The following is a 15,705-nucleotide window of genomic DNA, read 5'->3' on the forward strand; positions in this document are numbered from 1 at the left end:
CACCCAAAGAAATAACCATCCCCCTTGAGCAACCGCTACAATTAAAGCAGGAATTGACCCTAAAACGGGACCAAAGAAAGGAATTAAATTGGTCATTCCGGCGATGGTTCCTAACCCTAACGCAAACTCCCCGATTCCTAAAAATTTTAACCCTAAACTAACTGCTAACCCTAAAATAAAAGACACTAATAATCGACCTTGAATATAGCCCCCCATTCTTTGACTAACGGGTATAACTTGGTCTTTTAATTTTTTATCCCAAGGGGTAGGAAATAAGCTAACAATACCATTAATTAATTTTTGCGAACCTGATAACATATAACCCGATAATAGGACAGCTAAAAACACATTTAGAACCCCTCCTACAATACCTCTTGTTAGTCCACTTACCCCGATTAATAATTGTTGACTAGAACGAAATGTCCAAGAAACAATAGATTGTAAATTAAATTGTCTGTTAAGAAATTCTAGTATTTCTGGTTCAGTAAATCCCTTTTCTGTCATAAAGATTTGAATTTGTTGGCCTAAAATTTCTATATATCCTGGTAGTTTTTCTAATAAACGTTGCAGTTGAGCAACAATTGTTGGGCCTAATAATAAACCGATTCCTGTCAATAATAACACCAGAAGTAAATAAACAAAAATAACAGAAAACCAACGAGGCAGTCCTAATCGTTCTACACTTCCCACCAAAGGACTAAGGGTGGATGCAATAACAATGGCAATCATGAGAATAATAATTAATCCTTTTAATTGCCATAATAACAATAGCAGAAAGGCAGCACCACTGATAAGAAATAAATTAGATAAAGATAGGGCTATTTTTTGTTTAGGAATCATAGTTAAAAATATTAATAGGCTCTAAATTTTCAGCAGGAGTAAAGTGAAACATACGAGAATAAAAATAAAATTCGCTATCTAAAGCATATTTTATATTATCAGCTTGTCGGAATCCATGTTGTTCTCCTTCAAAGGGAATGTAAGCAACAGGAATTCCTTTATTTTTAAGAGATTCTACCATCATTTCTGCTTGACTTGGAGGCACTACTTTATCCTCTAATCCTTGGAAAAATATGACAGGACAATTTAATTGCTCTGTAAAATTAATAGGCGATCGCTGTTCATAAATTTCTTTTTCTTCGGGATATTGACCAATTAATTTATCTAGGTAACGGGATTCAAATTTATGGGTATCTTTTGCCAATGATTCTAAATCACTCACTCCATAATAACTCGCTCCTGCTTTAAATGTATCCTTAAAGGTTAACGCTGCTAAAGTCGTATAACCCCCGGCACTGCCTCCAGAAATTGCCAAGCGATCGCCATCTACTTTTCCTTGTTTTACTAAATAGTTTGCCCCATTAATACAGTCATTTACATCAACCAGACCCCAATTTTTTTCTAACCGTTGACGGTAGGCTTTTCCAAACCCTGTACTTCCCCCGTAGTTAACATCAAGATACCCAAAACCTCGACTTGTCCAATACTGAATTTTTAAACTAAAACTAGGGATCGCTGCTGCCGTAGGTCCTCCGTGACTTTTGACTAATAAAGGAGGTAACTCTCCATCAGGAAATCTATAATCTTTGTTCTTAGGGGGATAATACCAACCATAGGCAGTTAAGTCGTTTTCTGTGGGAAATTCAATTAATTCTGGTTCCGAAAAATATCCTGAATCTACATCAATCACACAAGAAGATTTTAATACTTCAGTTTGACTCAAATTCAAATCTAAATAGATAACTGCAGTTGGCTCAATAGTCGATGAACCAAGGAATACAACCTTTTTACCTTGACTATGAAGAGAAGCCAAATTACTGTAAGGAAGCTCTAAAATACTGAACTGTCTATTGGGAATATTTAAAGTGCCTAAATACCAACGTCCATCCTGAGTAAAAGCGCAAATAATTTTATTCTCGGAGACAAAGGTATAAGTGGATAATCCAAACACCCAATGAGGATAAGAAAATTCAGCCGTAAAAGGAAATATCGGGACGTTATTTACATTAGACTTATAACAATAAATATTAGACCAACCAGATTGATCACTGACATAATATAACTGACCATCTGGTGACCATTTTGGTTCACTAATGGACTCATCTATGTCCCCTGCAATGGATTTTATCTGGCTTAAAGAGCCATCACTTTCAATATTCCCTAACCATAGTTTTGTGCCATCCCAAGGCATATTAGGGTGATTCCAACTAATCCAGGCTAGTTTTGTACCATCGGGACTCAAACGAGGGGATGAATAAAAATCATCCCCTTCTATTAAGGTTTTTATGTCTCCTGTCTCAATATCAATAGAAACAATTTTATTTTCGCATTCCCTATCAGTATGACTATGATCTTCACACACACTAATTAAGCGATTATGGTTCGTATCAACAACAAAATCAGCATAACGACATTGATTTTCTGGGGTTAAGGGTGATGGTTCTTCATTAGGTAACTGTTGATAAAGACGTTGATCTTGATAATTAACAAAATAAACAACACCATTATTAACTAAAAAAGAACCCCCGCCATATTCATGAACCCGACTCCGAACATTAAAAGGTTGAGGGGTAATTTCAGTCACTTGACCATCAGGACTGTATTTAACCAATAGATTACGTCCTTTTTCTTGGGGTCTTCCTTCTAACCAGTAAATATCATTATTATCAAAAACAACACCCCCTAATTTAATACTTTGGGCTACAATTAAATCAGATGTGATCGGCGATTTCCAAGAACCAAAAGGAGCTATTATAGGAGATAACATAATAAGTATTCTAGAAATTAGGATTTACAATACGGTATCTTAGTTTAAGGTAAATTAAATTTAGGGAACGTCAAGCCCATAACAAGGGTCAATTATAACGATAATTAACAAGAAAAGCACGGGAGTCGTGACAATGGCTAAAATGCGGGTAGGATTATTATTCGGTGGACGATCAGGAGAACATGAGGTTTCTATCAACTCTGCTGCCGCCATTGCTCAAGCACTACAAACAGGGGACAATGGCAATAAATATGATATCCTTCCCGTCTATATTCAAAAAAATGGTGTCTGGATAGCAGGAGATACCGCAAATAAAGTCCTAGATAGCAAAACTCCTCTTTCCACCGAAGACACCAACCCCTCCCAGTTATGGCAGTTCCCCCCCCAAGTTCAAGACGTTGAGGTGTGGTTTCCTGTGTTACACGGTCCCAATGGAGAAGACGGAACCATTCAAGGGTTATTAACCCTGATGCAAGTTCCTTTTGTGGGTAGTGGTGTGTTAGGGTCGGCCGTAGGTATGGATAAAATTGCCATGAAAATGGCCTTCGCTCAAGCTGGACTCCCTCAAGTTAAGTATAGGGCTGTTGAGCGATCGCAAATATGGTCTAATCCCTGTATTTTTCCGAAACTTTGTGATGAAATTGAAGCAGACCTAGGTTATCCTTGTTTTGTTAAACCAGCTAATCTAGGGTCATCGGTGGGTATTGCTAAAGTGCGATCGCATTCTGAACTCGAAACTGCCTTAGATAGTGCCGCCAGTTACGATAGACGCATCGTCATCGAAGCAGGAGTTAACGCTAGAGAGTTAGAATGCGCTGTTTTAGGTAATGATAATCCTAAAGCGTCTGTCGTTGGAGAAGTAACCTTTGAAGGGGATTTTTATGACTATGAAACTAAGTATACCGAAGGGCGATCGCAAATTCATATTCCTGCTACCTTACCCGACAAAATTGTCACTCAAATTCAAGAAATGGCGATCCAAGCGTTTAAAGCGGTTGATGCTACTGGCCTCGCTAGAGTGGACTTTTTCTATGTCGAAGAAACCGAAGAAATTTATATTAATGAAATCAACACACTCCCAGGATTTACTAAGTTTAGTATGTATCCTCAACTTTGGAAAGCCACAGGGATCAATTTTGAACAATTAGTAGATCAATTAGTACAATTTGCCTTAGAAAAATAAGCTAATTTCTACTATTAATAACAGAGAGTTAAAATGTATGTCAATTCCGCGAGTTTTAATTGTTACTAACTGTACAGGAGAAAAGCAGTTTAAACCCGAAAATCAATTAACCCTTTCTGATTTTAAAGAGTCAAACTTATTAAAATATCGTTCAAAAGAGTTAAAAGAATTTGCTTGTTGTGCAGGAGAAATGTACACCGGAAAGCAACATTTACGCTTGATGGAAGGGGTTAAGTTGCTACGTAAAGCAAAAGTAAAAAATAGTAACAATAGTCTTTTTACTGTAGATGTAGCTATTATTTCCGCTGGATATGGGTTAATTATTAGTATGATTTGCTACTGGATCTGCACGGCTAATTTCAAATTCTATCCATAGTCTTTTACTCTTATCAATACTTTCCATCAAAATATCAGCTTGTGGTTTATAGCCTAATTTATTTTCTAATTTAGAAGATAATAAATGCTTTTCCTTATGACAGATCCATCCTTCAGGAGAATGATTTATAAATTCTTGTTGTAAATACTTAGTTAAGTTAGGCATTAGTAGTCTAGGAGAAATTATTAAGACTTCTTGGATTCCAAAAGGTAAAATTGCGAAGAGTGATGAACCAAAGAAGAACCTATTTAGACACCAGTATTTTAGCTCAACCTCACACTTATTTTGTCTCTAAATTACCCAGAAAATCTGACCAAGATAGAATAAGAGAAGCTTTCGGAATTAGTGAGGAAATGTTCCGTCAAACCGTAAAATTTTAAAAAGGAGATTGGTTATTAGTCAGTTATGATGCCACAGGATAGAAGCCGTTCCTTTACCCATTCATACCCCTAACGCCAATGAAAGATTAAAAAAGTTTCTAGAAACTTATAAAGAATCTCCTAATCAATCTACTTCTCAGTAATCTTAGGAGATTGTTTCACCCTTAAAATAATAAAATTTCCTATAACAATTCGCTCTATTCGTCTTCGGTTTCCTTGTTAGGATTAGGAGAAGCATTATAGATAGCATCGAGTTGTTGTCTAGCATCTTCGACACTAACCGATCGCATCACTAACAAAGGTTCGTTAATGGGTTTACCCCGTTCATCAAGTAACTCAGGATGAACCGTTTTTTGATAATTGTAAGATGTTTTGGCTTTATTAGACGGTGAATTACCTCGGTTAGGATAACGACGTTGAGAGTCCATACTTACCGTAATTAAACTGCGAATAAGATTGCTAACTGCAAGAAAAGCAATAATAGTAAAAGCAACGATGTAAATTAAATGTAACATTTGAAGTTCTCCGTTAACGAAGTCAGAAATTAGAAATCAGAATTTGTTTTGATCGCAGAGATTGACACTCCCATTGAAAAACATTCTGTTTTAAACCTTTGCTGAGAGCAAGGATGAACTAACAAGGTTTTTGACCCTGTGATCTTAGTTTGTGCTGGTTTTCTAGATTTTAAGACAAAAATTTTCTAACCAACATAAGCTTTTCTTAAGATTGTCCTTCCCTAGCTTACCAAGAAGTGTCTAGGGAAAATAGGGATTGTTGCATCTATTAACAACCCCTATTTTATTAAGCGGTGGGGGGATTTTCTTGTTTATGCGATCGCCATTTCATGGACACTTGCCAACACTCTGCCACTAACTTATGCCAAGGCACTAATGCTCTAGTATCGATCCCTGCTTGTTTTCCAGTCGCTTCAAATAAAATTTTAGCCGTCTGCACTTCCTGTTGATTCTTTTTTACCCGTTCTAAAAGATCCGTTTGTTCTTCAACGGATAAAAATGTAATTCGTTCGCTTTCTAATAAATGACGAGCGCGAGAAAACCAGTATTGGAAATCCTCCAATAAAGGTTCAAGAATGGTTTTGAGCAGTTCTTGCTCGGTGGGATTACTATGAGACATCATCTTAAAATTTGCTTGTTATCTATACTCTAATCTTAACGTCTTTTACATTTCTTTGTAATTCATTCCCTTAAACTCATATCTTGCACCTTCGATTACACCCCCCACACCCCCCACACCCCCCACACCCCCCTTTATAAGGGGGGCAGGGGGGGTAGGCAACAGGCAATAGTATTTTATTTTTATATCCCACACCCCACACCCCACACCCTACACCCCACTTATTTTTACAGAAAACAGCTTAATATCTTCCTCAACCCCCTTTAATTCTAGCGGTTGAATCGCCGTAATTTCCGTAGATGTTAAAAAAGCTGCCACCGTTGAAGAGACCAAAATCATGCCACTGTCTGCCACTTCTTGGAGACGGGCCGCAATATTAACCGCCGGGCCAATAGCAGTATAATCAGACCGTTGCCCTCCCCCAAACATCCCCACCACCGCCATTCCCTGATGAATACCGCAGCGAAACTGTACCGGTTGCTCAATTAACCCCTGAGACTGCCATTTTTGATTTAATCTATCTAATTGAGCGTGCATTTCCCTCGCCACGGCGATCGCTTGATAAACTTGTTGTTGTGGGAGCAAATCTTCTGGCGCACCAAATAAAGCCACCACCGCATCCCCAATAAACTTATCTACCGTTCCCCCATAATGAAACACCACGGCCGTCATTGCTTCTAGATACTCATTAAGCAAAGTGGCCACCCCTTGACTTCCCAAATGACTCGCTAACGGGGTGTACCCGACTAAATCCGTAAATAAAATGGTCACTAAACGGGGTTCTGGGGTCAAATCAAGACTTAACTCCCCTGTCGCCACCTTATTCACCATAGAGGCTGGTAGAAAGCGTTTTAAGACCGATTCTGTGAGATATCGATTCAGTTGTTTAACTTCCTGTTCACTTTTTTGTAATTGTTGGGCCTGTTGTTTGGTTGTCTCATAAAGTCGGGCCTGTTGAACAGCGATCGCTGCTTGAGAGGCTACGGTTTTAGCTAATTCAATTTCTGTTGATAACCAGCGACGAGAATGATCGGTTTGTCGTAGGGAAATACTGCCAATAATCTCATCATCCACCATTAATGGCACAATTAACAGAGCTTGCGCTGATTCTCGCAAGGGTAAATCAAATTGCGTCATTTCAGGATGACGATCCATATCTTCTAAAACAACGGGTTTTTTGCTGTTAATGAGTTCTTGTAAAACAGGATTATCAGCAATAGGAACTACTGATTGAGGAAGGGGGTTAATACTGCCTTGATGAGGGTCATAAAGTCCGACACATTGAACAAATTTATCCGTTTTTGTCCACAAAGAAAGGGCGCAACCATCTACTTTTAATCCCTTACCTAATTCGTGGGTAATTGCCGTAAAAATTAGTTGAGGATCTAAACTGCAACGAATGGCGTTAGTAATGCGATTAATTAATGCTTCTCTTTGGGCTAAAGCTCTTACTTTTTGATAAGCTTGAGCTTGAGAAATTCCTAAGGTTATTTGTTCGGCTACCATTTGAGTTATGGCAATTTCTTGGTCTTGCCAATGGTAAAAAGAACAGTAACGATGTAATCCCATGACTGCAATAAATTTATTTTCTAAGGTTAATGGAATTAATAAAGAGGCTCCAATTTTTGTCAACTCATAGGCTTTTTTTCTTTGTCTTTTTTGTTTACTACTACTCTTACTTAAAGAAAAAAAATGATCAGTCGAGGTAATTATTTCTATCTTTTCAATGGGTATAATTGTTTTTTCTAATAAACTTATATTTTTAATATTTTGTTCTTTATTTTTATTATAAAAAATACTATCTTTTATTAAACAATCAGCATCAAAGGGACGTAAAATGCAACAATCAACTTTTAAAAGTTGCCCCAATTGATCAATAATTTTTTGTAAAACGACTCCCAAAGAACTAGAATCAAGTGGTTTCATTGATCAAATAATTTACTTTAACTGTCTTACTAAAGCAAAGACAGAAGTATAACCATGTAAAAACGTTTCTTGTCCTACTGGGCCAATTTCCCCATTACAGAAAAATCCCCCTAGGGAAACCCCAGGAAAATAATTAGTAAATAACTGAGAATCAAAATTGGGCATTTGATATAAAGTTTGTCCTCTTCCCAAACAAGAAAACATGAATGCCCCTTGAATGGGAGTCGGTTGATTATACTGTTTTAAGAGGGTTTCTAAATCATCGGCAGAGGTTTGAGCATCTCTAAGATGAAATTGTACCCGTTGACCTGGCCTAACGCGATCGCCGATGGCAATGGCCCCTAACTGGGGATCAACCCCTAAGAGATTACGGATTAAAAAATCCCCGGGTTGTAATTCTTGTTTAAATTCATCCCTCACCACCCCAACAAACAGAGAATGCTGAGCGAGTTGACGATCAGACTCGTCTAAATTCTCCATTAACCCTCGTAACCAATCCAACGGCGATCGCGTTTCCCCATCTTGTGACAATTCTAAAATAATATTTCGTTCCCCTTTAACCACTTGATACGCTTGACCAATGGGGCGACATCCTTGGGCAACAATGCTATCAATGGCAATGTTACCGCTTAACCCTAAGCCGACCGTTCCCTGATGATAAAAACCGGATTGAGGATCACCGGTTTGATGATAGAATACCGTTCCCGGAACCCCCATTAAACTACTACTGCTTAATCCTCCCACTTTTACCGCTTCAGGATAAGCAAAATCCAAACCCGCTAATAAATCGTTAATTCGCGTCGAAAAGGGGTCAGACAAGAGAATAAAGTGAGGTTGTTCTTGAGGTGAAACCCCTATTAATCTGTGCCAGGTGTCAGGAGAACTATCGAGATCAGGTAAACTTTCAGCACTCAGGAAAAAAGGGTTAATCTGAACTTCGGGTAAACAACCTACCATCAAACTAAAGGCCGGATTATTTTCTATTTCGCATATTGTTTTATCCTCGTTTCTCCCTGTGATACCTGCCCCACCACAACCGATCAAAATGGGTAAGGATAACTTTTCTAAGATTAAGGGAATTACCCGAGGATAATCACTAGCGTAAGCAGACGAGATAAAAAAAATGCCCACATCAGCAGGACTTGACAAAGCGTTTCCAATGGTTCGGGTTACTTCTGTCACAGCACCTTCTAGAGAAGGTTGGGTTGAGAGGGCATTCGTCCAAAACATTCGTTTTTGAGTAAATAATAGGATAATTAAAGACTTCTATTAAATTCTCCCGACGGCATGGGATTAACCGGAAAAATCTCCGCCGGCATGGAGTGAAACTCAGTATCGATAGTCGTATCTAAGCTTTCGTCAATTTGTTTAATCATATCAGAGATATTGGTTCGATACACTGTTCTCATAAATGTATCGATATCCACAACTTCTTGTTGCGGTAAGGAAGCAAAGAACATATCGACTTGGTTATCCCCCCAATTATTGGCCTGAACAGTGGTTGCTGAGGGTAAAGCAACTTGACGTAAAGGATTGGTAAAATTAGCTGAGGGATTGCCAATCATCGGCACTGGACCACCAAAACGGGGCAAAGATGGCTGTTCGCGGGTTGGACTGGGAATTCCTGCTACTTGGCCTCCCGTTTCTCTGATTCCGACACCACTTCTTGGGGCGGGAATACCTTCTAAGGCCGGTAATATACCAGCACTAATGGGATCACTGAGATCCTCGGCCGCCGTGGTGCCAAAATCATAAACCTCTTTATAAATATCAGCCGGATCAACTTGGGGTAAAATGGGAACTTCTTGGGGTTCACCATCTGTCTCTGTCTCTAAACTAATTTGACTTAAAGAGGAAACCACAGACTCCAAAGAAATAGTTGAGGGTTCCGAAACGGCTTCCGTAATGACCTGTGAACTGAAAGAATTAGTAACGGTGGTTATTTCTTCTGTGGTAGAAATTAATTGATTGAGAAGATCAGACTCAAGGAAATTTTCGGTTGTACTCAAATTCTCCCATGAACTATCTGAAGTTAAACGCAAGGTTGCTGCTTGGCTGCTGGCTGTAAGTAGATGAATACTGGTAAAGGATACTATAATTCCTAAACCAGTTTTTATTAAATTCAAATATAAGGTCTTTAACATGACAAAATAACTCTAGTCACAATAATTCTTGTCTTACTGATTGTTATCTGTATAAGTTTTGGTTAAGGAATAGGAAAATTAAGTTGATTATTGTCAACCATAGTCTTAATAGAAGGATGAGTAACCGTCAGTAAAAATGATTCTGAAGTCTTTGATGACTGTTTCCAATATTTAAAGAATTGATATTTCAATTCACAGAAGAAGAAAATAGGTTGCCATCACCCATAGTCTAATTCTACCCAAAAATTTTTGTTTCTTCCCTGTTTCTGTAAGCTTTATCTAATCTTTTTCTTAATAGTCTTGCCGACTCGGTCACTGATCACTGATCACTGATCACTGCTTTATAGTTGTTTTTGGACAATTTCAGCTATTTTTTGAGCAGCCCCCGGCTGACCTCTAACTTGTAGTAAGCGTTGGTGAATTTGATTTAATTTTAAGGGATTTCCTAGCCAATCTAACACTAAGTTTCCCACCGTTTCTCCTTGTAATTCTCCTTTTAATTCTGGGACAATTTCTTCTTTTGCCCAGATGTTGGGCCAGGCAAATAAACGTCCCATTTTAACCACCCTAGCGTTAATCAATTTGGCCAACTGACTACCTACTAAAGGCAAATTGGCTAAAATCCCTGGAATACCATCCCAGGTTCGCATGGCATCGAGTTGCTGGGTCGGTAATAGGACGATCATGGGAATGCCTAAAGCCCCTAATTCTGCCGTATTCGCCCCCACCGTGGTTAAGGCTAAACAACATTGCTGCAGCTGTTCATGGGCGGGAAATTGGCTAATCAGTTGGATTTTAAGCCCTGTTGTCGTTTGTAAATAATATTGTTCTTCTTCTTCTTTGTTTTCTACCACCAATTCACCCTTAACACCCCCCATTTTCATGACGAAAGGATTAGACACAGGATCAGCAAAGCTAACTAGGGTATCTCTGTCTATGGTAGGGGCAATCGGTAAAATAAAACGAGTTTGGGGTTTATGCTGATAAATGTGTTCAGCGATCGCTAAACATAAGGGAACCCCTTGAGTAAGTTTGCCGGCTTTTGATCCGGGTAAAATGCCAATGATGGGATTGGCCGACATTTCTACAAAGTTTAATGATTTTGGAGAAAAATCTGCCATCAAGTCCCCGACAATGCTCAGTTTATCCCGATAAGGCTCAGGTATTCCCTCGATGACTCTTTCGTTCATCACGGCAAAATAATCTAGCCAGCGATACCATCTGGCTTCCCATTCAGCATAAATCACCGTTCGGTATCCTAGCCGTTTTCCAATGATCAGAGGATAAAACTGATCGCCCCCTAAAAATAACACCACTCCCTTTTCTCGCCAGTCCCAATGATCAGGGGTTTTTCCCCATAATAGAAAGGAAAAAAAGGATTCACTCGATTGCACTCGATCCACTTCAGGATAGCGACGAGCGATGGCGGCTTCTTCCCCTGTACTATGGGGACAAGGGGATAACATCACTGAAATTCTCGTTTGAGTCGAATCATCCCCTAATTGTTTCCTTAACGCTTTGACCACGGGCCGGACCCAGGTGGTAATTTCCCCTGGCCCGTTGGACAAAATAAGGATATCAATGGGTTTCATGGCTCTTGCCAACGGGATCGAACCGAAAGTTTGGGTTTGGTTTGACCCTGGGAACGAGAACGACGACGAACAAATTTTCGATTTGATTCAGAGCGTCCATAAGAACTCGTCGAACGGCTTTTTTCCCCTGGTGCTTCATAGATTTCGAGGTAAAGGGTTTGCCCCGTTTGTTTGGCTGCGATCGCTAATACTGTCTGTATTGCTTGAATATTGCGTCCTCCTCGTCCATAGACTCGCCCTTTATCCTCTTCATCAACTGCCAACCTTATCCAAACTCGTTTTGTACTATTAATTTGTTCACAGTCGACCTTCAGAGAGTCTGGAGAGTCTAGTAAGGGTTCAATTAAAAAGGCAATGAGTTTTAAGTAATTGGGAGGAACCGAATAGGATAAATTAGAGGTATCAATCTTAACCATTAACTTGTTCAAATACTTGCGCTTTTTTCAAAATACTCCGTACCGTTTCTGTCGGTTGGGCCCCTTGTTTGAGACGAGTGACAATGGCAGGAACGTTTAATCTGGTTTCATCGGTTCTGGGATTATAAAATCCTAACTCTTCTAAGGGACGACCATCCCGACGACTGGCACTATTAATGGCCACAATTCTATAACTCACTTCTCGCTTTTTGCCGTATTTTTTCAATCGTAATTTAATCATTTTAATTGCTTGGCTCCTAGTGGGATTGACTGGATCTTTTTTCTAACTCGAACTCCTTATTATATCATAATTGGCTCGTTTTAACGGGGAACCCCTTGAATAACTGGGCGAATGCCCGTGCCATCAAATGGGCCGGGATTGCCTCCCCAATTAAAGTCGCTAATGCGTAAGGAGAGCGATCCCACTTTTAGAACTGTATTATAACGCAAGAGAATGCTGTAGGTACGCCTGCTATATTCAACGAATAAGTCAGTATTAATCTCTTCGTCGGTGTCAATATTGTAGGCACTTTGAACCCCCACCCGAACCGGTCCGTATAATTGTTGAGTAATGCCCCAGTTTAAAGTTTTGAGATCGGCATAACGATCAAACAAAAAAGGAGAGGGATCACCCCGTAGGGCTTGACTAAAGCTAATATTGAATCCTGTATAGTCTAGAAAAGGTCGAGAAAAATTACCCACTTGTCCGGATAAACCAATGGTGCCTGAAATAGAGGGTTGAGAGTCTCCATTGCCATAAACACTGGTGACTCCAGTGACCCCAGTGGATAACACTAAGTAGGGTAGCACTGGGGTGGAGGTATATTTTAATCCTTCCGTTGGGGTAGGAGGTAAAGCTTCTCCATACCATAATAAGAAAGGTTTATTTAAAGAGGCAGCCCCTTGAACTCTAGTTAAGCTAACGCGACGATCATCAGACTCAGGGCCGATGAGACTCGGACGATCGGTAAAGGCATTAACTGTTTGAAGGGAGCCTTGATAACTGAATTGTATACCGGTGTCATCTATGGGAATTTGAGGGGAAATGAAGAGCAACCCGACGCTACTACGGACAGTTTGAAACCCTAAAGAGCCGTTAAATAGACGTTCACGATAATTGTATTCTAATCGGACATCGTAAGGAGCGATCGGCTCACCAAAACGGTATTGTAAAAAGGTTTTTGTGCGGACCCGATCTTCAATATCACTAAATTCTAAACTGGTTAGGGAGGTACGAGAAAAGAAGGTGGTTTGTGGACTTAGGTTCGCGTTTAATTCATTAACAAAGCCAAAGGTTGGGGGACTAATGGCATCAATATCGTCCTTATCTTCTTCAAATAAATCCGTATTGGGATCATCGACCGTTAGTCCGTCGGGGTCAATCCCTTTTTGTAGGTAATATTGGGGGGTGATTTGCCAACTAAACGTATTAGTGTCAATCACATTAAAGCCTCGTTCGACAAAGAAGCCTCCGCGATCGCGATCATCATAGCCAAAACCGATTACCCCAGGTTGGCGATCGCGTCGGTCAAAAATCAAACGATCTTGAGTGGGAAAGGAGTTGGCCTGATCGAGGATCACCCGTGAATTGGTCAATTTCAGTTCGTCGACTAAAGGCGCAATATTGCGATAGGTTGCTGTTTCTGCCCGTACTTCGACTTCAGGGGGAGAAAAGGGATCATTGGTTAAACGGGCATCGGTGGCCCGCCAACCTTCGGCATCAAATTCGATGCGATCGGCTTCAAAGCGAATGCGGTTAATTTGGCCCCCTTCCCCTTGTCCTGGGTTTCCTGCAAGGTTTTGTCCTTCTCCAAAAGACAGGCCAAACGAGTAGCTAATTCCCTGGGCACTGGTCACCCGTTGTAGGGGTTGTTGTTGTGCCAGTCGTTCGTTTAAGGTTTGGTTGGGGATTAAATTGTTATCGACGGAGGTGGGTAAGGTTGGCGAAAAGTCTCGGCCAGTGGTGGGTTGATAGATTTCGCCATTGGCGTCAAACACCACGCCACTATCTTGAACGAAATAATATTCAAATCGTTCTCCCCGTAGGGTTTGTTCGCCGCGATCGAGGACCACATTCCCTTCGGCCACGGCAAATTGATCAGGCAGATTAATCCAGAGGCGATCGGCTAAGAGAACTCCATTGGCAAAGCGCATAATTACTTTCCCTTCTGCATAAACCACCTCTCTTTGGGCATCATATTCTTGGCGATCAGACACCAATTCCACCAAGTTTAAGGTGTCGGTGTTTTGAGGGTTTGAGTCCCCATCGTCTCCCTCTCCTTGAGCTAAAGCAGGGGATGGGGGAATTAAAAATTCTGAGGGTTGAGCTTGGGGATCTCTAGGTTTGAGTAATAAACGACTGGCTTGAGGGGTTTGGCCATTTAATGCTCTAATCTCAGATATCATCGGTCTATCCCTGGAGATAACAGGAGAAGACTCTTGATCTGGAGACTTTTCTGTCTTAATCGGTCCTCCTAGCAAGTCGGCAGTTTGTCCTGTAGAGGGCAACGAAGGGGTCGATTGTTGGTGGGTGAGTTCTCCGGGTGGGGATAAATAAAATTCAACTACCTCTGGAGCTTTGGTCTCAGGGGCTGGAGAAACCGGAATGACTGAGGGAACGACTGAGTTGTCAGAGGATAATTGTGCTAATAAAGGCTTTTTTTTGCTAATTTCTAAAGAATTGTTCCCTAATTTTTCTAACTCAGTTAGCTGTTTGCTCGAATTTTGAGAAACAACGACTTGAATTTCGGCAGGGGGATTAGGTGGTGGAACGAATGGGGGCATCTTAAATTGATAATATCAAGCTCAAAGGTTTAGTGGCTACCTGCAGCGTGATCACATGAGATGAGACGGGGACGAGCCAGATCTCGCCCCTATCGTTTTACTCACCTAAGTTAACGTAAAACCCAACTATCGTCGGGTGAAGACTTGGGAAATATTAGACCCAAGGCTTGCCAGAACTTGATTGAATCTTATTCAAAGTCCTTGCGTCCGGGGTTACGAGTGGGATCACTCGAGAGAAAGCCGAAAACGAACAAGGAAATAAAGAAAGCAACAACGATGTAAACAGCAATTTTCAAGGTTAGCATAGTATTTAGTTCTCCTTATGGGGAGTTGATTAGCGAGCAAATGTTAATGGTTCCTATCTGACTTTAACCTATGAATGGCGGTTTTGTCTTGGTGGATGGATCATTAAGACAGGGATTTGATTATTAATTTAACACTGAAGATTCTCTTTAAGAGCAGTCTTTCTTCTATAATTCAAGAAAAGCATTTATAGACGTATTAGTTGTATTAATCACATGGCACTGCTCACTACTGGTAAAGGATTTGTTCGCGCTTTAGAAAAGTCGGGCGCATTAGGAGTTTATGCCCCTTTAGAAGGAGGGTTTGAAGGACGTTATCAACGGCGTTTGCGTACCAACGGTTATGAGAGTCTTTCTCTGACGGCTAGAGGATTAGGGGATGTGAGTGCCTATTTAATGGGAGTTCATGGGGTACGACCTCCCCATCTCGGAAAAAAGAATATTGGTCAAAATGCGGCTGTTGGACCGATTTATTTTGTCCCTCCTATTGCTGCTTATCAACTCGAAAGTTTATCGCCCCAATCCAAGGGGTTAGTGTTATGGATTTTAGAGGGTTATATCCTTTCTCAAGCTGAATTAGGATATTTAGTTAGTTTGCCTCAACAAGAACCTCGCATTAAAGTGGTGGTTGAACTGGGAGGAGAACGTTATTTTCGTTGGCAATCATTAGAAAAACTGATTGAAGCGGCTTAAGTCATTGC

Annotated in this window: 16 protein-coding genes; 4 read left to right on the forward strand and 12 right to left on the reverse strand. The window is 40.3% G+C overall.

Translation table 11 applies throughout. The features are described from left to right. Together C4E06_RS26215 and C4E06_RS26220 are read right to left on the reverse strand one after the other, a co-directional pair. Positions 1–840 (reverse strand): AI-2E family transporter (locus C4E06_RS26215; protein WP_107671280.1); only part of this gene is annotated, 840 nt, incomplete at its 3' end. Next, positions 830–2,767: a S9 family peptidase gene (locus C4E06_RS26220; protein ID WP_107671281.1), complete on the reverse strand. Its 1,938-nt coding sequence runs from the start codon at positions 2,765–2,767 to the stop codon at positions 830–832. The genes C4E06_RS26220 and C4E06_RS26215, both read right to left, overlap by 11 nt. Positions 2,768–2,900: 133 nt before the next feature. Here C4E06_RS26220 and C4E06_RS26225 point away from each other — a divergent pair, with 133 nt between their 5' ends. The 3 genes from C4E06_RS26225 to C4E06_RS28475 all read left to right on the forward strand — a co-directional run bounded on the left by C4E06_RS26225 (position 2,901) and on the right by C4E06_RS28475 (position 4,706). Beyond that, entirely contained in the window at positions 2,901–3,950 is a 1,050-nt protein-coding gene (locus tag C4E06_RS26225; RefSeq protein ID WP_107671282.1) for a D-alanine--D-alanine ligase family protein, read from the forward strand. Between the two features lie 37 nt (positions 3,951–3,987). Beyond that, positions 3,988–4,326, forward strand: coding sequence for a hypothetical protein (locus C4E06_RS26230; RefSeq protein ID WP_198649051.1), 339 nt, complete (start codon positions 3,988–3,990; stop codon positions 4,324–4,326). 227 nt (positions 4,327–4,553) lie between these two features. Continuing rightward, positions 4,554–4,706, forward strand: a complete 153-nt coding sequence (locus tag C4E06_RS28475; protein ID WP_198649052.1) for a hypothetical protein — start codon at positions 4,554–4,556, stop codon at positions 4,704–4,706. A 197-nt stretch (positions 4,707–4,903) separates the two neighbouring features. On the opposite strand, the gene C4E06_RS26240 is transcribed toward C4E06_RS28475, so the two are convergent. The 10 genes from C4E06_RS26240 to C4E06_RS26285 all read right to left on the reverse strand — a co-directional run bounded on the left by C4E06_RS26240 (position 4,904) and on the right by C4E06_RS26285 (position 15,007). After that, positions 4,904–5,221 (reverse strand): DUF2973 domain-containing protein, encoded by a 318-nt coding sequence (locus C4E06_RS26240; RefSeq protein ID WP_107671283.1) that lies wholly within the window; start codon positions 5,219–5,221, stop codon positions 4,904–4,906. Positions 5,222–5,507: 286 nt separating this feature from the next. After that, complete coding sequence (locus tag C4E06_RS26245) at positions 5,508–5,840, reverse strand: DUF2605 domain-containing protein (RefSeq protein ID WP_008276517.1); 333 nt, start codon at positions 5,838–5,840, stop codon at positions 5,508–5,510. Positions 5,841–6,050: 210 nt separating this feature from the next. Then, positions 6,051–7,766, reverse strand: a complete 1,716-nt coding sequence (locus C4E06_RS26250; protein ID WP_107671284.1) for a GAF domain-containing protein — start codon at positions 7,764–7,766, stop codon at positions 6,051–6,053. A 12-nt stretch (positions 7,767–7,778) separates the two neighbouring features. Then, entirely contained in the window at positions 7,779–8,996 is a 1,218-nt protein-coding gene (locus tag C4E06_RS26255; protein ID WP_107671285.1) for an FIST C-terminal domain-containing protein, read from the reverse strand. A 26-nt stretch (positions 8,997–9,022) separates the two neighbouring features. Beyond that, positions 9,023–9,910 carry a hypothetical protein gene (locus C4E06_RS26260; protein ID WP_107671286.1) on the reverse strand — a complete coding sequence of 296 codons (888 nt, stop codon included), beginning with the start codon at positions 9,908–9,910 and terminating at the stop codon, positions 9,023–9,025. Between the two features lie 341 nt (positions 9,911–10,251). Next, positions 10,252–11,502: a lipid-A-disaccharide synthase gene (locus tag C4E06_RS26265; protein ID WP_107671287.1), complete on the reverse strand. Its 1,251-nt coding sequence runs from the start codon at positions 11,500–11,502 to the stop codon at positions 10,252–10,254. Continuing rightward, positions 11,499–11,918 carry a KH domain-containing protein gene (locus tag C4E06_RS26270; protein ID WP_107671288.1) on the reverse strand — a complete coding sequence of 140 codons (420 nt, stop codon included), beginning with the start codon at positions 11,916–11,918 and terminating at the stop codon, positions 11,499–11,501. Before C4E06_RS26270 ends, C4E06_RS26265 begins: the two co-directional genes overlap by 4 nt. Next, the gene (rpsP, locus tag C4E06_RS26275) at positions 11,911–12,159 is read right to left on the reverse strand and encodes a 30S ribosomal protein S16 (protein WP_107671289.1); all 249 of its coding nucleotides are present in this window, start codon (positions 12,157–12,159) and stop codon (positions 11,911–11,913) included. Before rpsP ends, C4E06_RS26270 begins: the two co-directional genes overlap by 8 nt. A gap of 80 nt (positions 12,160–12,239) precedes the next feature. Then, positions 12,240–14,702, reverse strand: coding sequence for a DUF3769 domain-containing protein (locus C4E06_RS26280; RefSeq protein ID WP_107671290.1), 2,463 nt, complete (start codon positions 14,700–14,702; stop codon positions 12,240–12,242). Positions 14,703–14,890: 188 nt separating this feature from the next. Next, positions 14,891–15,007: a photosystem II reaction center protein I gene (locus tag C4E06_RS26285; protein WP_008276509.1), complete on the reverse strand. Its 117-nt coding sequence runs from the start codon at positions 15,005–15,007 to the stop codon at positions 14,891–14,893. Positions 15,008–15,220: 213 nt separating this feature from the next. On the opposite strand from C4E06_RS26285, the gene C4E06_RS26290 reads away from it, so the two are divergent. Next, positions 15,221–15,697 (forward strand): NAD(P)H-quinone oxidoreductase subunit N, encoded by a 477-nt coding sequence (locus C4E06_RS26290; RefSeq protein ID WP_107671291.1) that lies wholly within the window; start codon positions 15,221–15,223, stop codon positions 15,695–15,697. Positions 15,698–15,705 lie beyond the last annotated feature (8 nt).

Origin of the sequence: Cyanothece sp. BG0011 (assembly GCF_003013815.1) — a bacterium.
Lineage (GTDB): Bacteria > Cyanobacteriota > Cyanobacteriia > Cyanobacteriales > Microcystaceae > Crocosphaera.